We start from the raw sequence: 22,631 nt of genomic DNA on the forward strand, positions 1-22,631 counted from the left end.
GATGAAAGAAATCCAAGGTGCCAAGCCAGACCACTATATCAATCAATTCGAGCTGGACGATTTATTTCCGGCCGAATTTAGAACGTCTATCAAGATGTACTCATTTGATAAGGGAGACGTCTTATTTTCCACAGGGGAAGAGCTCGACGAACTGTACTTCCTCATGGAAGGGAAAATCAAGATCTTTACCCATACACCTGAAGGGAAGCTCTTGATCAACCGGTTCAAGCGGCCCCTTGCCGTGATCGGGGATGTGGAATATGCGAAGGGGACAGCGGTCATCAACTCGGTGGAGGCCGTGACGGCTGGGGTGTTCCTGTCGGTTCCATTCAACGATTTGGCAAGACTTGAAAAGGAGCATCCGGCCATCATCCGATTCTTGTTCGATACGATGGCCCATAAATTTTACACGGAATCCCACATCACCAGCATGCACATGCTGTATCCCGTCGAAGTGAGGCTCGCAAGCTACTTGCTGTCCATATCCGAAGCGGGAGAGGGGACCATGTTCCATCAGGAAATGCACACGTCAAGCCTCATGGAACTCGCCGAATGGATCGGCACGAGCTACCGTCACCTGAACCGCGTCCTGAAGAAGATGTCAACGGATGACCTCATCGAACGGGTCAATGGCTCCATCACCATCAAAGATCTGGAAAAACTCAGCATCCTTGCGAAAGGAAATATATATGAATAGGGAGGGTTTCATATGATCGGAATTGGACTCGCCATCATGGCAGGAATCTTGATCAGTCTGCAAAACGTATTCAACGCACGGGTCAGTGAGAAAACGGGACCATGGGCGACAACGAGCCTCGTCCTTGGACTTGGTCTTGTCTGTTCACTGCCGGTTTTTTATAGTATGGAAGATAAGAGTCTGTTTGATTTTAGCGGCGTCAATCCCGTCTTTCTTTTCAGCGGGGTTTTCGGTGTGGGAATTGTGTTCTTCCTGATGAGGGGCGTCACGTTGATCGGCCCGGCTTATGCGATATCGATCGCACTTATTTCGCAGATCACGATTGCGTTCATCGTCAATACAGGAGGATGGTTTGGGTTTGAACCGTCTGTGTTATCCTGGGAGAAGCTTCTTGGGATTGCGCTTCTGATAGGTGGAGTGCTTGTGTATAAGTTGGAGAAGCGGACGGGAGTGAAAGAGGAAGAAGTACGGGAGAGTATCGGGGCGTGATGCCCGGTCACATAGGAAAAACGCCTGTCCCTTGTGGGGAGCAGGCGTTTTTTTGATGACGGTTAGGAGAACTAAGGTGAAATAAGCGGAGATTTTCCGGTTAAATGTAGGATGGAAGTTGTTTTGGTGGTGAATAAGCGGAGTTATTCCGCTTACACCTCGAAAAAACACCTATATTTGTATTTTTTGAGTAAATAGGCGGAATCTTTCCGTCTATTTGAGCCTTTTTAACGATACATTACTAATTAAGCGGAGATATTCCGGTTATCTATCAGGTCTGGTGCTTTAACCAATACTCCCCACGCATAAGTGAGGCACCCTTTTTAAGAATGCCACTTCCCGATTTCTTCCCCCATTTTCACCGGTCCTTTTTCCCGGGTGAAGCTGAACTTCCCTTTCGGCACACAAAGAACGACCGTCGACCCGAATGAGAAGTACCCGTAAGGATCTCCCCGGTGAACAACGTCACTCATATTCGTCCTTACAATCGAATTCACATTCAACGCCCCGACCATGACGTGTGCTAGAGGGGACCCTGCCACATCAAACCGGGAAACAAGCCGGTAATTCCGTGTGAGTGGACGCAACCCGTGGGTGAGTCCGAGTTCGTTCACGGGATCGGCGTGTTTACCGAGGGTGAAGACTTCCTCAACGGTCCCATCGATTGGCACGTGTACCCGGTGATAATCAGTTGGGCTTAAGTAGAAAATAAGCACTTTTCCACCGGCGTAGGGTGCTGCTTTCTCTGACGATCCCAACAGTTCTTCCACCGTATAGTTCTGCCCTTTGACCATGAATGTACTTTCCGGGGTCAAGTCGTCGACAACGGATAGAAAACCGTCGCACGGGCTGACGAATGCATCAGGTGAGTCGGCGATGGGACGGGCATCCTGCTTCAGTTCCCGCGTGAAAATGTCATGAAGGGTTCCGTACTCCCTGAGTTCCCGGGTCGCTTCCTCCATGTTCAGCTTATAGACTTTGGCAAAAGAGGCGATGAACGGTTTGCTCACCTTCGATTGGGCGAACTTCCGTAATCCTTTTGCGAGGATGGGGTGGCCGTTCAGTTCGAATATTTTTCGGTAAAATTTTGTCCTGATCATGTGTGGTCACGTCCTTTGGGTTCTGGGATAAGCATTTGGATGAGGGAAATCTTTTCGTTTTCATCCGTGGGTCTGTTCGATTTGAATTTACTCAGGAGCTCATTCATGCCTTCAGTCAACTCCTTGAGCTCCTCGGGTGTCAGGTAAAGGTCCAGCTGGCTATATCCGAAGTAATCCCGGGCAATATCCGGATCGTTCAAAAGATAGCTCCTGGCCTGTCCGGTCACCGAGGATAGGAAGGTCATGAACAGTTTTAGGTGTTCTTCGCCTGACAGCTGCTGCAAATCTTCAACCGTCATATAGGGGCTGTCTTCCTGCAAGGCATAGGTCTTTTCGACGGCTCCCCTGATTTTCCGTTCGTCTATAATGTGAATGATCTTGTTTTTCGTTAAGCGATTCAAGTGACGGTAAAGGGTGGCCTGTGGGACATCCGTCATCCATTCCTTCAGCTCATGAACCGTCGCTGCCCCCTTGGAGAGATGCTGTATGATGCGCATCCGGACCGGGTGAAGGAATAGGTCGGTATCTATTTGGGTCATTCGATTACATCCTTTTGTTATTGTTATCGATATTGATAATAATGGAGGGAGGGGGATTTGTCAATGGAATGTTGGGGACGTGGATGCAGGATGAAAAAAAGCCCCTTCCATCAAGGAAGAGGCCTGTTATACATTATCTTAAATCAAACCGGTCTGCATCCATCACCTTCACCCAAGCGGCAACAAAGTCACGGACGAATTTTTCTTGATTATCATCCTGTGCGTATACTTCAGCCAGTGCGCGAAGCACGGAGTTCGAACCGAACAAGAGGTCAAAGCGCGTAGCCGTTTTCACGACTTCACCCGTTTTACGGTCGCGGCCTTCATACTGATTGAAGGCGGCCGGTTTCCATTCGATGTTCATATCCAGCAGGTTGACGAAGAAGTCGTTCGTCAATGCACCGACCCGGTCCGTAAAGACGCCGTGTTTCGAATCGCCGTGGTTGGCACCTAGTGAACGCAAGCCACCAATCAGGACGGTCATTTCAGGTGCAGTCAAACCAAGAAGCTGTGATTTATCCACAAGCATCTCTTCCGGGCTGACGGCGTATTCCTGCTTCTGGTAGTTGCGGAATCCGTCTGACACGGGCTCCAGTACGCCGAAGTTTTCAGCATCGGTTTGCTCGGCCGTTGCATCGCCTCGGCCAGGTGAGAATGGAACGGTTACGTCGAAGCCGGCGTCACGTGCTGCTTTTTCGACGCCTGCGTTTCCGCCTAACACGATCAGATCAGCCAGGCTCACTTTTTTATCCAGCTTGCTTTGAAGGTCTTCGTAGACGCCGAGAACCTTCTCAAGCTGAGCCGGTTCGTTCACTTCCCAGTCCTTCTGAGGAGCTAAGCGGATGCGTGCACCGTTCGCCCCGCCGCGCATATCGGAACCGCGGTAGGTGCTGGCGGATGCCCAGGCGGTTTTGACAAGTTCGCTCACCGTTAAGCCTGTGTCCAGGATTTGTTGTTTCAGCGAAGCCACTTCACTATCTGACAAGTCATAATTCACTGCCGGAACCGGATCCTGCCAGATCAATTCTTCGTCCGGTACCTCTGGACCCCAGTATCTTGCTTTCGGTCCCATGTCGCGGTGAAGAAGCTTGAACCAGGCACGGGAGAAGGCGTCAGCGAATTCTTCGGGATTTTCATAAAAATGACGGGAAATCTTCTCGTAATCCGGATCCATGCGGAGCGCCATGTCGGCCGTCGTCATCATCGTTTTCACTTTGATGCTTGGATCTTCGGCATCTGGTGCCATATGTTCCTCAGTCATGCCGACCGGTGTCCATTGGAAAGCTCCGGCTGCGCTCTTCGTTTTCTCCCACTCATATCCAAATAGAAGATCGAAGTAGCCGTTATCCCATTTCGTCGGGTTCGTCGTCCAGGCACCGTCGACACCACTTGAAATCGTATCGCGGCCTTTTCCGCTGCCATATGAGCTGATCCAGCCGAGTCCTTGGTTTTCGATGTCTGCCGCTTCGGGATCATCGCCGACAAGCTCAGCGTCACCGGCTCCGTGGGCTTTACCGAATGTGTGACCACCGGCAATGAGGGCGACGGTTTCATAATCGTTCATCCCCATGCGTCCGAATGTGTCGCGGATATCACGGGCACTTCCGAGTGGATCCGGTTCGCCGTTCGGGCCTTCCGGGTTGACGTAGATGAGTCCCATCTGCACGGCAGCAAGTGGATTCTCAAGCTCACGGTCGCCTGAGTAGCGGTTGTCTGCGAGCCATTCCTTCTCGTTGCCCCAATACACATCTTCTTCCGGATGCCAGATGTCTTCGCGTCCTGCACCGAATCCGAATGTTTTCAAGCCCATGGATTCAAGGGCGACGTTACCTGTCAGTACGAGAAGGTCAGCCCATGAAATCTTGTTGCCGTACTTTTGTTTGATCGGCCAAAGAAGGCGGCGGGCTTTATCAAGGTTGACGTTATCCGGCCAGCTGTTCAGCGGAGCAAAGCGCTGTGCACCTGACGAACCGCCTCCGCGTCCGTCGGTTTCACGGTATGTACCTGCCGCGTGCCAGGACATACGGATGAAGAAGGGACCGTAGTGACCGTAGTCGGCAGGCCACCAATCCTGGCTGTCTGTCATCAGGTTATGAAGATCCTGCTTCAAAGCATCGTAATCAAGTTTTGAGAACTCTTCTTTATAGTTGAAGTCTTCTCCCATGGGGTTCGATTTCCGGTCGTGCTGGCGAAGGATGCTGAGGTTGAGCATGTTCGGCCACCACTCTTTGTTCGTCGTTCCTCCAGGGGCTGTCGTAGTCGTGATGGCACTATCCTTGTGATGAGTGAACGGACATTCCCCCGATGCGGCGGAGTGATCCTTTTGATCAGGGCGATTCTCTTTTTCCATTACGATTCACCTTCCTGTTTTAAAAAATAGGGTGAAGCAACTACCACTTTAATAGTGTGATAATTATAATAATTCTTAATTATCATTATAAAAGATTGGAATGGTTATTGAAAGCGTGAAGCTTCTCGGAATGGTGAATTTTAACATAGTGTTAATAAAACGGGATGAGGGATGGAATCCCCATTTTCAAAAAATGGGGTGGGTGATAAGCAGAGGGATGAGCTGATAGGCTATGTGGGTTCTTACTTGTTTGCCTTTCTCTTTTTGATCACACCATAGGCCGTTTCCATGAAAAAGAGGAATAGGAGGAAAAAGAGGACGAATAATTCGGCTACTTCCATGACTCGAAAGGGACTGACGGCATTATGCCAGGCGTCTGACAGGTCAAAGCCCTGGAGAATATCGAGGCCGAGAGAAAAGGCCATTAAACATCCCATCATTAATAGTGTTATACCCATGATTTTCATGCAGATCACACTCCTCCTCTTAGGTTCTTCTCTAACATGCCGGTTCATGCGGCCCTTGCTCTTGTTAAAAATTACATAAAAACACCTCTTATGGTTAAAGTAATAAAAAATAAAAGAAGGGTGCCTGAATCTATGCCTTCGTTCTTTAAAGGTCGAAAACCAAAGAAGAACCAACAACCGGAACCTGAAAATCAATCTGATGATGTGTCAGATGAATATATACAAGCTTCATTGTCTGCCAACCTCGATATCATCCGCAAAAAAACAGGAAATAGTTCAGACGTAATCGTTCGTCAATTGAAGATGGGGGAGAATTCCGACCTTCAAACGGCGCTTGTCTATGTCGAAGGTTTGGTGGACAATCAATCGATTCAGGAGTTCTTGCTGCAGTCGATGATGAAGGATGATCATAAAAAACAAGTGAACGAGAGTGATGCACTGGATCTGATCTCCGATGACATGATGACGGTTGGGAAGGTGTCCTCTTTCGATAGATGGGAGGACTTGTTTTCATCCTTGATGGAAGGGGATACCATTGTCCTTGTGGATGGGATCGGGAAGGCATTGAGTGCTTGCACGAAAGGCGGGGAAAAGCGTGCCATCTCTGAATCGACGACGCAAATGGTGGTCCGTGGCCCAAAAGGGGCGTTTACAGAGTCGCTTGAAACCAATACATCGATGATCCGCCGCATCATCAAGACGCCTGATTTATGGATGGAGTCCTTGAAGGTAGGTCGTGTGACCAAGACCGATGTCACCCTTATGTACATACACGGCGTTGCCAATGATGAAGTGGTGAAAGAGATCCGCCAGCGGATAAACAAAATCGACATCGACAGCATTTTGGAATCAGGCTATATCGAGCAATTGATTGAAGATCAAACCTTGACGCCGTTTCCAACGATTTTTAATACCGAACGACCCGATGTCGTGGCAGGGAATCTGTTTGAGGGACGGGTGGCCATTTTCGTTGATGGAACCCCTTTTGTCCTGATTGCGCCTGCGTTGTTCATCCAATTTTTCCAATCGGCTGAAGACTACTACGCCCGTTTCGACATTGCGACATCCATCCGCCTGCTGCGCGTTTTGATGTTCACGATTTCGCTGATTGCGCCGGCCACCTTTGTGGCGGTGACCACCTTCCATCAGGAAATGGTGCCCACCACGCTCATCGTGGCCATTGCCGCTCAGAGGGAATCGGTTCCATTTCCGGCGTTTGTGGAAGCCCTGCTGATGGAAATTACGTTTGAAATCCTGCGTGAAGCGGGGATTCGCTTGCCGAAAGCCATCGGTTCCGCCGTCTCGATTGTCGGTGCCCTTGTCATCGGTCAAGCAGCGGTTCAAGCGAGCATTGTGTCCCCGGCGATGGTCATTATCGTCTCGATCACCGCGATTGCGAGTTTTGCCACCCCTTCTTTTGACATGGCCATTTCTGCACGGTTAATCCGGTTTTTGTTCATGATCGGGGCAGCCACATTCGGCTTTTACGGCATCATCCTGATTTTTCTGATGATGGTGGTCCATTTATGCAGCCTGCGATCTTTCGGTGTACCTTATATGGCGCCGTTTGCTCCTTTTATACCGGTTAATAATAAGGATACATTTGTGCGATTACCATGGTGGACGCTCAGACAACGGCCGCGCTTGATCAGCGCCAATACGGTGAGGGAAGGGTCGAACCAGGGTCCAAAGACTCCTGCCTCCCGTTCGATGGTGAATGGGGTTGGGAAAGAAGGTGGCAGCAATGAATCGTAACGCGACGTTTTTCCTCATCATGATCACGATGACCCTTCTCCTATCGGGTTGCTGGAGCAAGAAGGAATTAACGGATCTTGCCATCGTGGCGGCACTCGGAGTCGATAAAACCGAAGACGGAAAATATCTCATGACCCTGCAGATCATCAATCCCGGGAACGTGGCCGGGGGGATGCGTGGAGGCGGTGGAGGGACGCAAAGCCCGCCTGTTACGATCTATTCCTCTACAGGGGATAATTTAGTAGAGGCAAGCAGGCGCGCCTCATCCAAGATTTCACGGAGATTGTATTATGCTCATGCCAACCTGGTGGTGGTGGGCGAGGACCTTGCCAGGGAAGAAGGGGTAGAGACTATCATTGATGCCATCGACCGGGATCATGAGTTCCGGATCACGACCACCATGGTGATCGCCAATCAATCAACGGCAGAGGATCTCTTGAGGGCCCTTACCCCCGTTGATAAAATTCCAGCGAATAAGGTGCTGAAAACGTTGGAATTTTCCCAGAAGAAATGGGGGAAGAGCATTAAGACGTCGATCCAGGACGTGATGAAGGGACTGCAAACATCTGATGGATCAACCGTTGTGTCCGGGTTTCGCCTGATCGGTGACCCGAAGCACGCCAGTCAGTTGGAGAACATTCAGGAAAGTGAGCCTGAATCGACCCTTGAATCCAGTGGAATCGCCATATTGAAAAAGGGGAAATTAGTGGACTGGTCGTATGATCAAAAGGCAAGAGGAACCGTGTGGATCATGGATGAGATTTCAGGCACAGTCATCAGTATTGATTGGAAAGGGAAAAAAGACGCCATCGCCTATCAAACAGACCGCCAAAAAACAAAGGTGTCCGGAAAAATGAAGGATGGAAAGCCTCATATCTCCATCCGGACACGGGTGGAAGGGACGATAGGTGAAATGGAAGTGCCGGTCGACATCACAGATGGGGAAATCATGACCCGGATGGAAAAAAGAGTGGAGAAAGAGGTTAAGGAAGAAATCAAACAAGCGATCGAACAAGCTCAAACCAATCACGCCGATGTCTTTGACTTTGACGAAACGATCCGCCGATCAAGCCCGGGTGATTGGAAAAAGCTGCAAGCGATGTGGAACGATGTGTATTTTCCGGAATTAAAGGTCGATATTACAGTGGAAGCCTACATCCGCCGGGCCGGCCTCCGGAATAAATCGTTTCTTTCCAGTGTAGAAGACGAGTGAGGAAAAGGAGGGACCCGTAACGTGGAAAAGGCCAAAATTAGTGCCATTCAGCTCTTTGTCTTAATGGTTTTGTTTGAACTGGGGAGTGCTTTACTGGTCCCTCTTGCGATAGATGCCAAACAGGATGCGTGGCTGGCGATTCTCATCGGGATGCTGGTCAGCTTCGTTCTTTTGCTCGTGTATCACAAACTGTATTGGTACTATCCCGATCTGCTGCCAACAGAATACATGCAGAAGATTCTCGGGAAAGCAGCCGGAACTCTGCTTGCTTTCATTTACCTTTTTTACTTTATGTATGATGCTTCAAGGGTTCTGCGCGATTTTGGTGAAATGCTCCTGACCTTTGCATATCCCGAAACACCTTTATTCATTGCCAATGCCCTGTTGATGCTGGTCATTATCTATACGGTACGAAAAGGAGTCGAGGTCATTGCCCGATCCGGAGAACTGCTTTTTATGCTCATGTTTCTCCTGTCGGTCGTTGGGTTTATCTTGATCGTCGTGTCGGGTCTCATCGATTTCACCAACCTGCAACCGGTTCTGGAGGAAGGGCTTGCCCCTGTCCTGAAAGTGGTGTTTACCCAAACCCTGTACTTTCCTTTTACAGAAGCCATTGTCATCACGATGATTTTGCCGTATTTGAATAATCCCAAGAAGGCAAAACTAACGATGATTTGTGCAACGGGGTTGAGCGGGATCAATTTGATTCTGACGATGCTCATTAATATCAGTGTACTTGGTGTGGATCTGACTGCCCGTTCACAATTTCCCCTCCTCAGCACGGTTCAGTCGATCCAGGTGGCCGACTTCCTTGAACGCCTGGATGTCTTTTTTATGCTTGGCCTGGTGATCGGGATCTTTTTAAAGATCAGCATCTTATTTTATGCAGCGGTCATCGGAACGGCGAGCTTATTTAAGATTCAATCGCCTTCAACACTATCCTATCCTTTAGGTCTGATCGTTTTATTCATGTCCATGTCGATCGCGAGGAATTTCCAGGAACATATCCATGAAGGTATGAAGTTGGTCATGTATGTTTTGCACATCCCTCTCCTCGTGGTCATTCCGCTCCTTCTCCTTTTTGTGGCGTTTTTGAAAAATAGAAAGAAAACCAAAGGGTAGCGGTTCTTTTGTGTGAAAATAAAAGGGACAGCAGGATGGAACGGGTCATGGGGACAGGTCCCGTGGCCCGATGTAAAAACAGGTCAAGGGGCCAATCCCACAGGCAAATAGCGGTTCTTTCGTGGGAAAATAAAAGGGAAAGCACGATGGAGGGCGAATACATAGAGGATGGATAACATAAAGGAAGTGGATAGGATGGATTTACATACCGTCATGCAGGAGCTCGAAGCACTAGGCAAGGAACGGACAAAGAAAATGTACATAACAAATGGTGCCCATGAGCCCGTGTTTGGCGTCGCGACGGGTGCCATGAAGCCAATGGCGAAGGAAATCAAGAAGGATCAGGCGCTGGCAGAAGAATTATATGCCACCGGGAATTACGATGCCATGTATTTTGCCGGCATCATTGCCGACCCGAAAGCGATGACCGAGGCGGACTTTGACCGGTGGATCGAGGGGGCTTACTTTTACATGCTGTCGGATTACGTAGTGGCGGTTACATTGGCAGAAGCTGATATTGCGCAGGACGTGGCCGATAAGTGGATCGAGAGCGGAGACGAGCTGAAAATGTCGGCGGGATGGAGCTGCTACTGCTGGCTGCTCGGGAACCGGAAGGATGAGGAGTTTTCCGAAGAGAAGCTTGCCGGGATGCTCCAGAAGGTGAAAGACACCATTCATGAGGCGCCTGAACGGACGAAATCGTCGATGAATAATTTCGTCACGACGGTAGGGGTTTCTTATGTACCACTTCATGAACAAGCCCTCGAGACGGCGAAGAAGATCGGGCCGGTTGAAATGGTGCGGGAGGGGAAGAAGAACAGCGTCCTGAAGGCTGCGGATGATATCGAGAAGCAGGTGGAGAAGGGACGGATCGGGTTTAAGCGGAAGTATGTGAGGTGTTAGGAGGGACGGACCTGCTTATTTGGTAAAGCAGGTCCGTTTTTTGATGAAGGGGCATGGGCACTGAATGTCGAATGATATAAAGAAAAGGAGGACATTCCATGAAATTCTTATGTGTCGGCTACTACAATGCAGTGAAAATGGATAGGAAATCTAAGGAAGAAATCGATGCGGTCATGTCTAAATGCGGACCACATCTCAGTGATTTTTACAGTACTGGTCAAGTGATGCTGGACGTGGGCGTCGAACAAGGTGTGAAACAAATGCGGAGAAGCGGAGGGCAGGTGGTTGTGGATGACACTCATGAAAGGGCAGAGCAGATCGGCAGTGTGTTCATCATCGGGGCAGAGGACTTGGAAGATGCGATACGGATCGCGTCCCTGCACCCATCGGTTCAAGTGGAAGAGGGGGAGGAGTTCGGGTGGAGGCTTGAGGTTCATCCCATTCATTCTTATAAGGGGAAAATGGACGAATGTTAAAACGACCAGAGCTCGAGGATGAGAAAATCATCCATGGACTAAAGAAACATTATGCTTTAGAGATAAAAATGGTGAACTTCCTCCCCATTGGACACGATCCCCAAGCAGCCGTCTATCGGGTGGAAGATGATAGTGGAGACGTCTTTTTCCTTAAATTGATTGGAGGACCATTCAATGAAACAGGGGTCAGAATTACTCATCATCTTGCCTCTGAAGGAATAGATGAGGTTATCCCGCCCATCCCCACAACAACCCGGAAACTGGTGGCTCAGCATGAAGGGTTTCACTGGATCCTTTCACCATTTGTAGAAGGGAAAACAGGGTTCGAGACTGGTTTGTCCGCTGACCGGTCCCTCCGTTTTGGTCACATTCTGAAATCCATTCACTCTGCCACAATCCCTCCTGACCTCAAAGAACAACTTCGTCAAGAAGACTTCTCAGGTCCGTGGTGCGGGAAAGTCAGGGAACTGGATCAGGAAATAGATCATGATGTCCCCCGTGACAGAGTGGCCAAGGAGCTCATCGATTTCTGGAAAAGAAAACGCACGGATATCCGGACACTAGTGGAGCGGACGGAGGAACTTGGACAGAGACTGCAGGGGACGGATTCAAGCAAATTTGTGCTGTGCCACGGGGATATTCATCCGGGAAATGTGATGATCGATGAGATAGCAAGGCTCTACATTGTCGATTGGGACGATCCGGTCATGGCGCCTATAGAAAGGGATTTAATGTTCCCAGGTGTGGGATTGGGCTTGTGTTTCAAGGATGAACGCCCCGAACATATCGACCTCTTCTACAAGGGATATGGGGAAGTTAAAGTGGATCCGATCCTTCTCGCTTATTACCGGAATGAGCGGGTTGTAGCGGATATTGCTTCATACGGCATGCAGTTATTAGACGAAGAAGGAAATTTTGAAGACCGGAAGAATGGATTGCGGTTGCTGATGGGACAATTTGAATCCGGGTATGAAGTGGAGGTTGCGGGCAGGACGTTTGAGGAGATGGATAAGTGAGAACGCAGAGTCATAGGCACACTCTATGAGATTTGGGTAAAAAACAAAGGGACAGGTCCCCCGGCCTAAATGAGCCAAGGGATCTGTCCCGCTGGTATAAAAGGAAGCACGAGAACCGTCCCCATGCTTACGTCTTTGGAAACGTAAACCCTTCCCCGAACACATCCCGCACATCATGCACGACCACGAATGCTTTCTCATCGATCTGCTGGATCATTTTTTTCAATAAGAAGAGCTCCTGCTTATTGATGACGACATACAAAATATCCTTCGATGCTTTTGAATAGTGTCCCCTGGCGTTGATGATCGTGACACCACGGTCCATTTCGGCGCTGACTTTCACGGCGATGGCATCGGTATCCTCGGAAATGATGGTAACGGCTTTTCGTGTATCGAACCCGTCGATCAGGTAATCAAGGATCTTTGTACTAATGTAGATGGAAATCCCGGTATACATCGTATTTTCGATTCCGATGACGAATACGGAACTGAGCACGACCAGGATATCGAACACAAACATGGACGTACTGACCGCCCAGCCGAAACGCTGATTGAGCATGCGTGCCACAATCGTGGACCCACCCGTCGTACCGCCCGAACGCAGGACAAGGCCGAGCCCGATCCCGATGAACACACCGGCGAATACGGTGCCGAGCATGATGTCGACGGAATTCCCCATCCCTTCCGTCAATTGAATGAAGAGGGAGGTAAAGAAGATGGCAAGCATGGTGTACCATGTCACCCGTTTATTTAATACTTTATAACCGATTGCCAAGAGAACCCCATTCATGGCAAAGTTCGTGATCCCCGGCGACCAGTCGAAGACATAGTAAAGAATCATGGAAATCCCCGTTACTCCGCCTTCCCCAAGCTCATTCGGGATCGCGAACAAATTGACCCCGAGGGCGAAGAAGAGGGAGCCGATAATAATCAGTGTAATTTCTTTTGTTGTTGAATTCATATCATCACTCCGTTCCAATTGAATACTAGGATACTATAGCACACGGCGGGCCGGGGGGACAGGTCCCTTGGTTCTTTTTTGAAATGGTGGATGATGGATTGTTGGGAAATTCTAAAATTAGTTCTTTAGATTCACTAATTTTTCGTTTTAACGTAATAAAGTAATTGTCGAAACGTGTCAGAAGTGCTAAGGTTAGATTATAATACCAAAAATAATTGGAATATTGAGGGGAAGGGAGGTCTGTGTGGTTTTGAATTTAATGTAAAACCAATACAATATGGCGGCTGGACTGTCGAAAGGATGGAGTGTTAATGAATACAATTAAAGTAAAGAAATCTCCCGAATTGACTGATTTATCTGTAGTTTCTTTAGGGCGATTGCAGCGGATCGATGTCAAGATGATTGCCTCAATCGTCATCAGCTTACTGATCAGCACCCCCATATCCGCATACATAAACGGCCTCATCAAGGACTACATCGATGGCAGTTACGGTGTTTATGTCAACACGTTCATTTCATTACTTGTTACCACAACGATTATTTCATTATTTGTACGTTTTCTCATCATCAATCCCTTGAACAAAGTGGAAGGGGCGATCAAACAGGCTTCCCTTGGTGATCTGTCGGTATCCGTAAATAGTGGATCCAAAGATGAAATCGGCAGGCTTTCGCATTCCTTCGATGTGATGGTGGCTAATCTCAGCGACCTACTTGATAAATCCAATCAAACGGTGATGAAGGTAAGTGATTATTCAACCCATTTAAACTCCATTGCCGAAGAAAATACAAGAGCGATTGATGCGATTTCTACTTCCATCCAGGATGTAGCGGCGGGCTCTGAAGGCCAGGCAAAAAGCTCTGCCCAACTTGTGACTGCCTCCAAAGAAATAGCCGAGGGTATGGAGCAATCGGCTGCAGCCATCCAATCGGTCGCCAAAACCTCCATATCGGCAAGTGATAAAGCAGCAGAGGGGAATGAAACGGCAGAGAAGACCATCAAACAAATGCAGGATATCCGAAAGTCAGTTGGAGAAACCTCTGAATTACTCCAGGCCCTTGACAGTAAATCGGATCAAATCGGTGAAATCGTCAAATTGATTACAAGCATAGCCGATCAGACCAATCTTCTTGCATTGAATGCCACGATTGAAGCGGCGAGGGCGGGGGAACATGGGAGAGGGTTTGCAGTAGTGGCAGAAGAAGTCCGCAAGCTTGCCGAGCAATCCGGAAATGCCGGTGTCACGATCCGCAGTATCATCCATGAAATTCAATCAGAAACGAATAAAGCCGTTGAATCGATGAATAATGGCAGAACCATTATTGAAAATGGCATCCAGATGGTAGACCGCTCAGGTGAAAGTTTCAAAGAAATCACCGGCGACATCGAGAATGTCTCACGGCAGACCCATGAAGTTTCAGCCATCATCGAACAGGTGAACGCAAGTACAACCAGCATGCTGAAGATGATTGAGCATATCGCTGTCATCGCTGATCAAACGTCGGGAAGCATCCAGACAGTCAGTGCTTCTGCAGAAGAACAATCCGCTTCCATGCAGGAAATTGCATCCAACGTCACCATGCTCAATGATATGTCCCAGGATCTTCGCACGGATCTGAGTCGATTTAAGGTAAAAGAAAAAGTCGGAAATTCCAAGCCTCTTTTTGAGTAAGGGAATGTGGCAATAGGCCAAAGAATGTTTCAATAAATGAGTGTACGCCAAGGGATCAATTCCTTTGGCGTATTTTTTAAAAACGGGTCAAGAGACCTGTTCCCCAGTTTCGTTTTTTTGTTGTAAATGCAACAAAAATGAAGTATATTGAATCTATACTTATATGATTGCATCTACGTTATAGGACGTATTGGAGGTTAGGAATGAAAGGGATTCTTCGTGAAATTGGGATGATTGCGCGGGCATTGGATTCAATCAGTAATATTGAATTTAAGGAATATGACCTGACAAAGGGGCAGTATTTGTATCTTGTGCGCATATGTGAAAATCCGGGTATCATTCAGGAAAAGGTAGCCGAGATGATAAAAGTCGACCGGACAACAGCGGCACGTGCGATAAAAAAACTTGAAATCAATGGCTTCATTGAAAAGAGAGAAGACAAGGACAATAAGAAAATAAAAAAACTGTTTCCAACAGAGAAAGGGAAGACGGTCTATCCTTTGATCAAAAGGGAACATGATCATTCAAATCGCGTGGCACTGGAGGGATTTTCCGAAAGCGAAGCCGACATCCTGGTCGATCTTCTTCAAAGAGCGAGAAAGAATATTGAAAAAGACTGGGAATATGTGAAAAAGGGGAACAAGAGACAGTATTGATGGAGGGGAGCCACATATGACAACCATTTTGAAAAAATGTACTCTTGAAGATGCGCCTGCACTTCAAGAAATCAGTTATGACACATTCAATGAAACCTTTAAGGAGCAAAATTCACCTGAAAATATGAAGGCTTATTTGGATAAGGCATTTAATCTGGAACAAGTAGAAACGGAATTAACCCATCGTTCTTCACACTTTTACTTAGTGTACGTTCATGATGCTGTCGCCGGATATTTAAAGGTCAATACCGGTGATGCCCAGTCGGAAGAGATGGGGCATGAATCGCTGGAAATCGAGAGGATCTATATCAAGAGCATGTTTCAGAAACATGGTCTCGGCAAATATCTGCTGAATAAAGCGGTGGAAATGGCCAGGGAACAACACCTGAAGAACGTCTGGCTGGGGGTATGGGAAAAGAATGAAAACGCCATTGCCTTTTATAAGAAGATGGGATTTGTCGAGACGGGAGCGCACTCGTTTTATATGGGGGATGAGAAACAGACGGACTTGATCATGACCAAACCAATTCTTTGAAAGGTGGATCACAATGTATATTCCCAAAGACTTTACTATCACCGATGAATCGGTTGCGTACGGGGTCATCAAAGATCACAGCTTTGCGACTCTATTTTCTCAACACGCTGGAAAGCCGGTTGCCACGCACTTACCGCTACTGTTAAACAAAGAAAATACGTATTTATACGGACACTTTGCACGTCCCAATCCTCAGTGGAAAGAGATCGAACAGCAAACCGTCCTGGCTGTTTTCCACGGTCCTCATTGTTATATCTCCCCGTCCTGGTATGAGACGAACCAAACCGTCCCGACCTGGAACTACGTATCCGTCCATGTGTACGGGGAAGTCGAGCTGATAAGGGACGATGATGAGCTCATTGATTCTCTGCACGAATTGGTATCAACATTCGAAGCTCCTGACAGTTCCTACAGTCTCGGGGATCTTGAACCTGGGCTGCTTGCCGGTATGAGCAAGGGAGTACAAGGATTCAAAATCAAGATCAATCAGATCGAAGGAAAAGCGAAGCTAAGTCAAAACCATTCAATTGAGAGACAAGAGCGGGTGATCCGGTCCCTTGAACAACGACCAACCACCGATGAGCAGCAGATCGCCTCTTGGATGAAACGGAATGTGAAGTAGTGGGCCAAGGGACCTGTCCCTCTGGCTCGGAACCGCGAAGAATAGAACGTTGATCTGGAAAAAAGGGATGGAACTGCCGGATGCGAGTGACGAAGCTAAAGAGAGTTTTGGATTTTAATAGAAGGAATGATTCCCGCAGAGATAGAATTTCTAAAGGAGAATAAAATGCTTCAGAAATGGGAGGAAACCTTATGAATCAAAACATCACATTCATCCGCTCCAACCAATTAGCCGAAGTCGATTACGCCTACGCTTCACGAATCCCTTCAGATTGGGATCTCCTGTTCTTGGCGGGGGCTTGTCCACTTAATGAAGAGGGAAAAGTGCCCTACGTCAATGACTATGCACGACAGGCAAAGCTGTGTGTAGAGAACATGAAGGCCGTGCTGAACGAAAGCGGCGCTTCCCTGGAGGACGTCGCATACACACGGGTGCTTGTGGCGTCGCATCATCAGGCGGACCTGGTGACCGCGTGGGAAGCGATCAGAGAAGAGTTCGGCGATCATGATGTGCCGAGTACATTGTCTGGAGTGACGGTCCTTGGATATACAAATCAATTGGTTGAGATTGAAGCGGTCGCGGCAGTGGAAAAAAGGATGTAAATAGGAAATGGATTGAAAGAAGTCAGGTGGACCGAATGAGTCCACCTGGCTTCTTTCTTTTTTTTAACAATTCTGTCACAATACCTAAATTCATTTCAAAATAAAGGAAATAATCCTATACATTACCCGAAGAATCCCTTACATTTTAAGTAATCAACTTAAAAGGATAAAATTGGTATATTTCAAAGGAAGACCATCGGATATTAAGCCATGCACATTAAGGAGGGTTACCCTGGACACTCAATTGATCATCTCACTCGTCATCCTGATTGTTCTGGCCGATATCGGCGCCATTATCCTGTTTATAAAATATAGAAGGGGGCATATGGACAAGAATCCGTTTCTCATCCTCCTTCAGAAAGAAGCGACCATCTTTTATTATGCCTTGTTCAGATGGAAGGTGAATCCCAAGGAAGGAACCTATGCCTATCATAAAGGCTCCAACTACTTCTGGCTCTTCATCGCGCTTCTTCATGAACAGGTCATCGAAGCGTTCGCCTTTCATTACTATTTAAAGGACGTGGACCCGCTCCGGGCGGACATCCTTGTCGTCCTGCATGTTTACAGCATCCTTTATATGCTCGGGGACTATAATCTTGTCCGCAACTCACCCATTCAATTTAAAGGAGACCAAGTCCTGATGAAAGTCGGCGTGAGAAGGTCACTACTTTTCCGCACTGAGGATGTGGCAGCCATCCAGCCGGCAAGGACGCAGTATGCCAAAAGCGGCGGTATCATCCATGAGAAACAGGTATTTCATGTGGCCATGCTTCCGAGGGTGTTCACCCGCGTCTTCGGGATGATCGATGAGTTGCGGTATGAAATCATCTTCAAGGAACCGATTGAGGCGAGGGGGTATTTCGGGCAGAAGAAAGTGGTGGAGAAAGCGTTGATTTACATGGAGGATGCGGAACCGTTCATCCAGGATCTTCGGGAAAAGGTTTTGGGGGAGGATGAGACGTTAGATGATGCTGTAATCGTTACATAATGGAGCCATGGGGACAGGCCCCACGGCTCTTTTTGAGATTTCCGTGGCAAGGTGCCTGTCCCCATCAATTGCAGGAGATGAATATCTACATTATTTTCCCCGGCTAACGCCCTCCTGGGTTGTTGTCCTCACACGTGACGGCTATTTACATATACTGTTATAGGTAAAAATAAGCATCATCTCTACAAAGGATGCATTATGAATAAGGAAAGTCGGTGAGTCGAATGTCTTTTGAGAATGAGATGGGAAAGTGCAGGAAGATTAGAAAGAAGGATCGTGAGGACAAGGAGTGTAAAGAGAAGAAATCAGAATGTTGTAAGCGCGGTCCGAGGGGGAGAAAAGGTCCACCGGGTCCACGGGGTCCAGAAGGCCCGCAGGGTCCACAGGGTCCACAGGGTCCACAAGGTCCGCAGGGTCCTCCGGGGCCATCGGCGGATACGGACTGTGATTGTTGTACCGAGACCATGAAAGAACTGATTGCCTTACTCATCATGGACGAAGAGAATGCAGTGGATATCCTGACGCAGGATGACAATATTTCCAATGTGAATCTCGATATGATCGTAAAGGATTACATTGTCCGGTATGACGAAACGAACTATGTACCAATCTGCCAAATCGTGGCGATTCAAGTCAGAACCGAACTGCCGGATCTGAGCAGTCTGCCGGAACCGGAGGAGAGTACAGGCAGCTGTGCCTGCTGTGAAGACCCGGTCACGTCGTTCTTTTTGGATTTTGAGGGAACGGACACGGATTTCACTGTCAGAACCGTGGGTAATCAATTACAGAGCTTTACCAATGCCACGGTAGAGGATGTGTTTGAAGGATTGATTCTGTTTGAACGGCCAGGAGAAGGGACACCGCCAACGTTCATATCCTCCTGTTACATCGACGGTTTTTCCATGTAAGAGACATCATAGAAGAACCACGGAACTAGGACCCGTGGTTCTTTTTTTGGTGAGAGAGTGGCTGCCTAATTGAATGAAGACAGACACAACCCTCATCTTCTATAGGTGAAACGGGATTAAAAACAATGCTGATCCCCCTACATATTAACTCTTTTGTGCATTCATCGCTTCCATTTCTTCCTTGCTTGGTCCATAAACGCCAGGAACCTTCAAATCAGCTTGTCTCATCAGGACCGTCAGCTGTCCACGGTGATGGGCCTGATGCTGAATCAATAGGCGGAATACGGCTTGAACCGGCATTTCCATTCCAAAGAGATTCACCATTTCATTCATTTTCTCATCGGACACCTGCTCGGAAACGGCTTCTACGAGGCGGTCGCTGACAAGCTTATACGTTTCACTGATTTCTGCAGCGGAAGTAGGTGCTTCTTTGCGGAGGTCCGGCACTTCGAATGTGATGCCAACCTGAGCGGGGAAGTAGTATGTAGCTCCCGTGATGTGCCAGGCAACGCTACCGATGCTGTAAAGGTCTGGTGCGACTTCTTGTTTCAGTGACGCGTCCGTCAGTGCGTCCATTACCTTTTGAGTGACGGCCGCTTCCTGTTTCCATTCTTGTAAGAAATCGTTTTTGGATGTGAACATGGTCATTCCTCCTTGAATTTTAAAAAATGAACGTTCCTTGTTATTGTATCATGTTGGACTCATTTAGTAGTTTGAAATGCTGTGAGATTAGGGACTGGAAACCTATCAAATCATGCGCTGGATAAAGTATGATGGAATGGTAGTCATGATTGGTAAGAGAATAGGGGGAGAGAGCATGAACTTTGAACTAGATGAAGGAATTGAGTTGCTGGAACGAACCCCGGTCACGCTTACACATTTTCTAACCGGCTTGTCCAAAGGTTGGCTGGAATGCACTGAAGGCAATGGGACCTGGAATGCGATCCAAGTCGTCGATCATCTCATCGAAGGGGAAAAGCATAATTGGATCCCACGATTAAAGATGATTCTTCAAGAGGGGGAAAGTAGGGTATTTCCTGTATTTGATCGGCATTCACACCTGGAAGGAAACGATTCAGGAGGTTTGGAAGAAAAGCTAAAGGAATTTGCTGCGCTTCGATCTGGGAATATTGATGAATTAAAAGAGTTGTTGGTGCATCATGAAAACGCCCTTGGTCGAACGGGAATGCACCCTGCTTTCGGAAAAGTGACGGCCAGGGAGCTCATTTCTACTTGGGTTGTTCATGATATGACCCATTTGTCCCAAATTGTGCGGGTGTTCTCGAAACGATATGGAGAAGATGTTGGGCCATGGAAGGAGTATTTGGGGGTATTGAAGTAGAAGCAGGGGGACGGTTCTCTTGCTTCTTTTTTTGTGTGGTACTGTGAACCCCCCCAGTTAAAAGAAGGAATTTCCAACTGGGGTGAAGAATAGGGTAAGTGATGGATAAGAAAGGGTTAAGCAGGTGAGGAAATGATACATTATTCTGGTACACCAACGTTAGAAACGGATCGATTAGTACTGAGGAAGCTGGAACTTTCAGATGCTCCAAGTGTCTTTGACCATTGGCTTTCCGATGATCGCGTAATGGATAATCTCATTAAGGGAGCACACAAGTCTGTAGAGGAAACCATTAAGAGGGTATCGGAAATCGTTAGTCAGTATGATACGAAAGAGTTCTGTTATTGGGGAATCGAACTGAAATCAAGTGGTGATCTGATAGGAGCGATTGATTTTTTTCACTTTGATCCAATGACGGAGAATTGTGAAGTGGGTTATACAATCGGTTATGATTGGTGGAACAAGGGGTTTGGAACCGAGGCATTGAGTGCCGTAATAGAATTTGGCTTTAGAACGATGAACATTCACAAAATATCAGCTGCCCATAATACGGATAATCCAGCCTCGGGGAAGATTATGCGTAAAGTGGGGATGGAACAAGAAGGGACGATTAAACATATGATCCGCAATGCCAAGAATCAGTATAAGGACTGTGCGGTCTATGGGCTTCTTCAGGAGGATTATCTTAAAGAGGTAAAGTGAAAAGAAGTAAGGGGACGGTTCCCTTGCTCCTTTTTTCATGGGAAATGAAAATAAGGAATAGGTACCCGTGCACCTTACTTCAACTTCAGTTCAATCTCATACTCCTTCATCTCACTCTCAAAATCATCCTCCGCTCCCTGATGCCCTGAAAACTCCATCTTGATCCACTCGATATCTTCCGCGTGGCCTCGTTTAAGGTACCAGATGATATTCCCTTCTTTGATGACACCTTTATCAATCTCGCCCCCGATGTTGTCAGACACCCACATATCGGGCATGTCGATTTGTTCCCCGGTGCTTGTGACAAGGACGGCCTGGTCCGGATAGAAGGTGAACTTGCCTTCGGTGGTATTCTCCATTTTGAACTTCACGCCGACGGCAGACGCCTTGGCATTTTCATCTTCCATGGTAGGCGCTTTATCGCTCACGACCACCTTCTGGATTTCCATCTGTAAGCCGTTGTAATCGTCTGACCATGGTGCGTCATTGTAGTATGTCCAAATATCTTTTTCCTCTGCCTTTTTTTCTGCCTTCTCTTCGGACGCACCCGTCGTCTTCGCCTCAGCCTTTTGAGTGTCATTCTGATCCAACTCTTCCACAGCCGCATCCCCGCCACAACCTGCAAGCATCAAGACCAGTGCACCAATTAATAGAAAGCTCATCTTTTTCATTAATCATTCCTCCTCATAAGTTAGAAATGTAAAACATTTCCTAGTGATTTCATTGTAAAGGGTGACCTTGATGAATTTTTGGCAAGGGGAAGGTTCTGTTTTAAAAATGAGGAAAATATGTAAAAATTGGTTAAAGGGGCTAGACGATAAGCAAGTACACGCATATTTCCAAGAATGGAAGGAGTCATTTTATGAAATACATAGCATCCCTCATGATTGTGATTCTGGTATTGATTGCTTCTGGATGTCAAAGTGAAAGAGATGAACAGAATTATTTAAGTGGTGAATCCTCTTCTTGGAAATCCACGATTCAGGTCACGTTTACTCACTCAGGCAAACATGAGAAATATTATATTGGAGGGAATCTATCATTCAAGAAAGACTATACCCCTTCAACCGTCAAATACTACTTAACGTATCCCAATGGTGAGGGAAGTGGAACGGCAAGGGGAAAGGAAATTAAGATCCCACAAGGCGGGGGGACCAGGGGGTATATGAACACTAGTATCGAAAGCTTTTTGAAGGATATTACGTTAATGATTGAGTGGGAGAATGAAGAGGGGGATCAATTAAAAGAAGAAGTTCCTTTGGATAAAAAATAATGAAGCTTCTCTTTTGCATGAGCAGAACCCGATCCCCTGCTTCGTCCCTGTGCTTCCCTGTCCCTAAATAAGCGGAGTTTTTCCGGTTACATTCAGTATGGAACTTGTTTTGGGATTACATAAGCGGAAAATTTCCGCTTACGGATAGAAAAACCAACTATTTTTGTGTTTTTAGATGAAATAGGCGGAATCATTCCGTCTATTTCAGTCTTTTTTAATAATAATTATGAATTAAGCGGAATTTT

The 22,631-nt window shown here is 47.4% G+C and carries 25 protein-coding genes; 18 read left to right on the top strand and 7 right to left on the bottom strand.

Annotated elements, in window-relative coordinates; translation table 11 throughout:
• The first annotated feature begins 1 nt into the window (after position 1).
• Both CN378_RS17655 and CN378_RS17660 read left to right on the top strand, forming a co-directional pair.
• Entirely contained in the window at positions 2–697 is a 696-nt protein-coding gene (locus CN378_RS17655; RefSeq protein ID WP_098353805.1) for a Crp/Fnr family transcriptional regulator, read from the top strand.
• A gap of 12 nt (positions 698–709) precedes the next feature.
• Positions 710–1,186 (top strand): DMT family transporter, encoded by a 477-nt coding sequence (locus CN378_RS17660; RefSeq protein ID WP_098353806.1) that lies wholly within the window; start codon positions 710–712, stop codon positions 1,184–1,186.
• Between the two features lie 323 nt (positions 1,187–1,509).
• Here the strand turns inward: CN378_RS17660 and CN378_RS17665 are convergent, their stop codons facing one another.
• The 4 genes from CN378_RS17665 to CN378_RS17680 form a co-directional block, all read right to left on the bottom strand.
• On the bottom strand, positions 1,510–2,286 hold the full coding sequence (locus CN378_RS17665; protein ID WP_098353807.1) for a phosphatidylserine decarboxylase: 777 nt from the start codon (positions 2,284–2,286) through the stop codon (positions 1,510–1,512).
• Positions 2,283–2,825, bottom strand: a complete 543-nt coding sequence (locus tag CN378_RS17670; RefSeq protein ID WP_098353808.1) for a helix-turn-helix domain-containing protein — start codon at positions 2,823–2,825, stop codon at positions 2,283–2,285. The genes CN378_RS17665 and CN378_RS17670 overlap by 4 nt, the downstream gene beginning before the upstream one ends.
• Before the next feature lie 133 nt (positions 2,826–2,958).
• Positions 2,959–5,175 carry a catalase/peroxidase HPI gene (gene katG / locus CN378_RS17675; protein WP_098353809.1) on the bottom strand — a complete coding sequence of 739 codons (2,217 nt, stop codon included), beginning with the start codon at positions 5,173–5,175 and terminating at the stop codon, positions 2,959–2,961.
• Positions 5,176–5,417: 242 nt separating this feature from the next.
• The gene (locus tag CN378_RS17680; RefSeq protein ID WP_098353810.1) at positions 5,418–5,642 is read right to left on the bottom strand and encodes a YczF family membrane protein; all 225 of its coding nucleotides are present in this window, start codon (positions 5,640–5,642) and stop codon (positions 5,418–5,420) included.
• Between the two features lie 132 nt (positions 5,643–5,774).
• Here CN378_RS17680 and CN378_RS17685 point away from each other — a divergent pair, with 132 nt between their 5' ends.
• From CN378_RS17685 to CN378_RS17710, 6 genes are all read left to right on the top strand, one after another.
• Positions 5,775–7,397 carry a spore germination protein gene (locus CN378_RS17685; RefSeq protein WP_098353811.1) on the top strand — a complete coding sequence of 541 codons (1,623 nt, stop codon included), beginning with the start codon at positions 5,775–5,777 and terminating at the stop codon, positions 7,395–7,397.
• A complete protein-coding gene (locus tag CN378_RS17690) occupies positions 7,387–8,610 on the top strand; it encodes a Ger(x)C family spore germination protein (protein ID WP_098353812.1) in 1,224 nt (407 codons plus the stop codon). The genes CN378_RS17685 and CN378_RS17690 overlap by 11 nt, the downstream gene beginning before the upstream one ends.
• A 21-nt stretch (positions 8,611–8,631) precedes the next feature.
• A complete protein-coding gene (locus CN378_RS17695) occupies positions 8,632–9,732 on the top strand; it encodes a GerAB/ArcD/ProY family transporter (protein WP_098353813.1) in 1,101 nt (366 codons plus the stop codon).
• Positions 9,733–9,927: 195 nt separating this feature from the next.
• Positions 9,928–10,635, top strand: coding sequence for a DNA alkylation repair protein (locus CN378_RS17700; protein WP_098354275.1), 708 nt, complete (start codon positions 9,928–9,930; stop codon positions 10,633–10,635).
• Between the two features lie 98 nt (positions 10,636–10,733).
• Positions 10,734–11,111, top strand: a complete 378-nt coding sequence (locus tag CN378_RS17705) for a YciI family protein (protein ID WP_098353814.1) — start codon at positions 10,734–10,736, stop codon at positions 11,109–11,111.
• Positions 11,105–12,127 carry an aminoglycoside phosphotransferase family protein gene (locus tag CN378_RS17710; protein ID WP_098353815.1) on the top strand — a complete coding sequence of 341 codons (1,023 nt, stop codon included), beginning with the start codon at positions 11,105–11,107 and terminating at the stop codon, positions 12,125–12,127. The genes CN378_RS17705 and CN378_RS17710 overlap by 7 nt, the downstream gene beginning before the upstream one ends.
• A gap of 127 nt (positions 12,128–12,254) precedes the next feature.
• Here the strand turns inward: CN378_RS17710 and CN378_RS17715 are convergent, their stop codons facing one another.
• Entirely contained in the window at positions 12,255–13,088 is an 834-nt protein-coding gene (locus CN378_RS17715; RefSeq protein ID WP_098353816.1) for a YitT family protein, read from the bottom strand.
• 398 nt (positions 13,089–13,486) lie between these two features.
• On the opposite strand from CN378_RS17715, the gene CN378_RS17720 reads away from it, so the two are divergent.
• The 7 genes from CN378_RS17720 (at position 13,487) to CN378_RS23100 (ending at position 19,069) form a co-directional block, all read left to right on the top strand.
• A complete protein-coding gene (locus CN378_RS17720; protein ID WP_483295102.1) occupies positions 13,487–14,758 on the top strand; it encodes a methyl-accepting chemotaxis protein in 1,272 nt (423 codons plus the stop codon).
• A 203-nt stretch (positions 14,759–14,961) separates the two neighbouring features.
• A complete protein-coding gene (locus tag CN378_RS17725; RefSeq protein WP_098353818.1) occupies positions 14,962–15,414 on the top strand; it encodes a MarR family winged helix-turn-helix transcriptional regulator in 453 nt (150 codons plus the stop codon).
• A 16-nt stretch (positions 15,415–15,430) separates the two neighbouring features.
• Complete coding sequence (paiA, locus tag CN378_RS17730; protein WP_098353819.1) at positions 15,431–15,949, top strand: spermidine/spermine N(1)-acetyltransferase; 519 nt, start codon at positions 15,431–15,433, stop codon at positions 15,947–15,949.
• Between the two features lie 13 nt (positions 15,950–15,962).
• Entirely contained in the window at positions 15,963–16,571 is a 609-nt protein-coding gene (locus CN378_RS17735; RefSeq protein WP_098353820.1) for an FMN-binding negative transcriptional regulator, read from the top strand.
• Between the two features lie 191 nt (positions 16,572–16,762).
• A complete protein-coding gene (locus CN378_RS17740; RefSeq protein WP_098353821.1) occupies positions 16,763–17,173 on the top strand; it encodes a RidA family protein in 411 nt (136 codons plus the stop codon).
• A 172-nt stretch (positions 17,174–17,345) separates the two neighbouring features.
• Positions 17,346–18,161: a hypothetical protein gene (locus CN378_RS17745; protein WP_142323628.1), complete on the top strand. Its 816-nt coding sequence runs from the start codon at positions 17,346–17,348 to the stop codon at positions 18,159–18,161.
• 215 nt (positions 18,162–18,376) lie between these two features.
• Positions 18,377–19,069 (top strand): hypothetical protein, encoded by a 693-nt coding sequence (locus CN378_RS23100; protein WP_218924832.1) that lies wholly within the window; start codon positions 18,377–18,379, stop codon positions 19,067–19,069.
• 144 nt (positions 19,070–19,213) lie between these two features.
• Here CN378_RS23100 and CN378_RS17755 read toward each other — a convergent pair whose 3' ends face one another.
• The gene (locus CN378_RS17755; protein ID WP_098353823.1) at positions 19,214–19,711 is read right to left on the bottom strand and encodes a DinB family protein; all 498 of its coding nucleotides are present in this window, start codon (positions 19,709–19,711) and stop codon (positions 19,214–19,216) included.
• 175 nt (positions 19,712–19,886) lie between these two features.
• On the opposite strand from CN378_RS17755, the gene CN378_RS17760 reads away from it, so the two are divergent.
• Positions 19,887–20,411: a DinB family protein gene (locus tag CN378_RS17760; protein WP_098353824.1), complete on the top strand. Its 525-nt coding sequence runs from the start codon at positions 19,887–19,889 to the stop codon at positions 20,409–20,411.
• A 132-nt stretch (positions 20,412–20,543) separates the two neighbouring features.
• Positions 20,544–21,113, top strand: coding sequence for a GNAT family N-acetyltransferase (locus CN378_RS17765; RefSeq protein ID WP_098353825.1), 570 nt, complete (start codon positions 20,544–20,546; stop codon positions 21,111–21,113).
• A gap of 74 nt (positions 21,114–21,187) precedes the next feature.
• Here the strand turns inward: CN378_RS17765 and CN378_RS17770 are convergent, their stop codons facing one another.
• A complete protein-coding gene (locus CN378_RS17770) occupies positions 21,188–21,784 on the bottom strand; it encodes a hypothetical protein (RefSeq protein WP_098353826.1) in 597 nt (198 codons plus the stop codon).
• 191 nt (positions 21,785–21,975) lie between these two features.
• On the opposite strand from CN378_RS17770, the gene CN378_RS17775 reads away from it, so the two are divergent.
• Positions 21,976–22,386 (top strand): hypothetical protein, encoded by a 411-nt coding sequence (locus tag CN378_RS17775; protein WP_098353827.1) that lies wholly within the window; start codon positions 21,976–21,978, stop codon positions 22,384–22,386.
• Positions 22,387–22,631 lie beyond the last annotated feature (245 nt).

Source organism: Bacillus sp. AFS015802 (assembly GCF_002561455.1).
Classification (GTDB): Bacteria; Bacillota; Bacilli; order Bacillales; family Bacillaceae_B; genus Rossellomorea.

Bases quoted from the DNA above. Each gene is read 5' to 3' on its own strand.
- CN378_RS17725 (WP_098353818.1), top strand. From the start codon at position 14,962: ATGAAAGGGATTCTTCGTGAAATTGGGATGATTGCGCGGGCATTGGAT.
- CN378_RS17690 (WP_098353812.1), top strand. From the start codon at position 7,387: ATGAATCGTAACGCGACGTTTTTCCTCATCATGATCACGATGACCCTT.
- katG (WP_098353809.1), bottom strand. From the start codon at position 5,175: ATGGAAAAAGAGAATCGCCCTGATCAAAAGGATCACTCCGCCGCATCG.
- paiA (WP_098353819.1), top strand. From the start codon at position 15,431: ATGACAACCATTTTGAAAAAATGTACTCTTGAAGATGCGCCTGCACTT.
- CN378_RS17720 (WP_483295102.1), top strand. From the start codon at position 13,487: ATGATTGCCTCAATCGTCATCAGCTTACTGATCAGCACCCCCATATCC.
- CN378_RS17775 (WP_098353827.1), top strand. From the start codon at position 21,976: ATGAAATACATAGCATCCCTCATGATTGTGATTCTGGTATTGATTGCT.
- CN378_RS17705 (WP_098353814.1), top strand. From the start codon at position 10,734: ATGAAATTCTTATGTGTCGGCTACTACAATGCAGTGAAAATGGATAGG.
- CN378_RS17765 (WP_098353825.1), top strand. From the start codon at position 20,544: ATGATACATTATTCTGGTACACCAACGTTAGAAACGGATCGATTAGTA.
- CN378_RS17755 (WP_098353823.1), bottom strand. From the start codon at position 19,711: ATGTTCACATCCAAAAACGATTTCTTACAAGAATGGAAACAGGAAGCG.
- CN378_RS17700 (WP_098354275.1), top strand. From the start codon at position 9,928: ATGGATTTACATACCGTCATGCAGGAGCTCGAAGCACTAGGCAAGGAA.
- CN378_RS17680 (WP_098353810.1), bottom strand. From the start codon at position 5,642: ATGAAAATCATGGGTATAACACTATTAATGATGGGATGTTTAATGGCC.
- CN378_RS17715 (WP_098353816.1), bottom strand. From the start codon at position 13,088: ATGAATTCAACAACAAAAGAAATTACACTGATTATTATCGGCTCCCTC.
- CN378_RS17670 (WP_098353808.1), bottom strand. From the start codon at position 2,825: ATGACCCAAATAGATACCGACCTATTCCTTCACCCGGTCCGGATGCGC.
- CN378_RS17660 (WP_098353806.1), top strand. From the start codon at position 710: ATGATCGGAATTGGACTCGCCATCATGGCAGGAATCTTGATCAGTCTG.
- CN378_RS17655 (WP_098353805.1), top strand. From the start codon at position 2: ATGAAAGAAATCCAAGGTGCCAAGCCAGACCACTATATCAATCAATTC.
- CN378_RS17735 (WP_098353820.1), top strand. From the start codon at position 15,963: ATGTATATTCCCAAAGACTTTACTATCACCGATGAATCGGTTGCGTAC.
- CN378_RS17665 (WP_098353807.1), bottom strand. From the start codon at position 2,286: ATGATCAGGACAAAATTTTACCGAAAAATATTCGAACTGAACGGCCAC.
- CN378_RS17685 (WP_098353811.1), top strand. From the start codon at position 5,775: ATGCCTTCGTTCTTTAAAGGTCGAAAACCAAAGAAGAACCAACAACCG.
- CN378_RS17710 (WP_098353815.1), top strand. From the start codon at position 11,105: ATGTTAAAACGACCAGAGCTCGAGGATGAGAAAATCATCCATGGACTA.
- CN378_RS17740 (WP_098353821.1), top strand. From the start codon at position 16,763: ATGAATCAAAACATCACATTCATCCGCTCCAACCAATTAGCCGAAGTC.
- CN378_RS17770 (WP_098353826.1), bottom strand. From the start codon at position 21,784: ATGAAAAAGATGAGCTTTCTATTAATTGGTGCACTGGTCTTGATGCTT.
- CN378_RS17760 (WP_098353824.1), top strand. From the start codon at position 19,887: ATGAACTTTGAACTAGATGAAGGAATTGAGTTGCTGGAACGAACCCCG.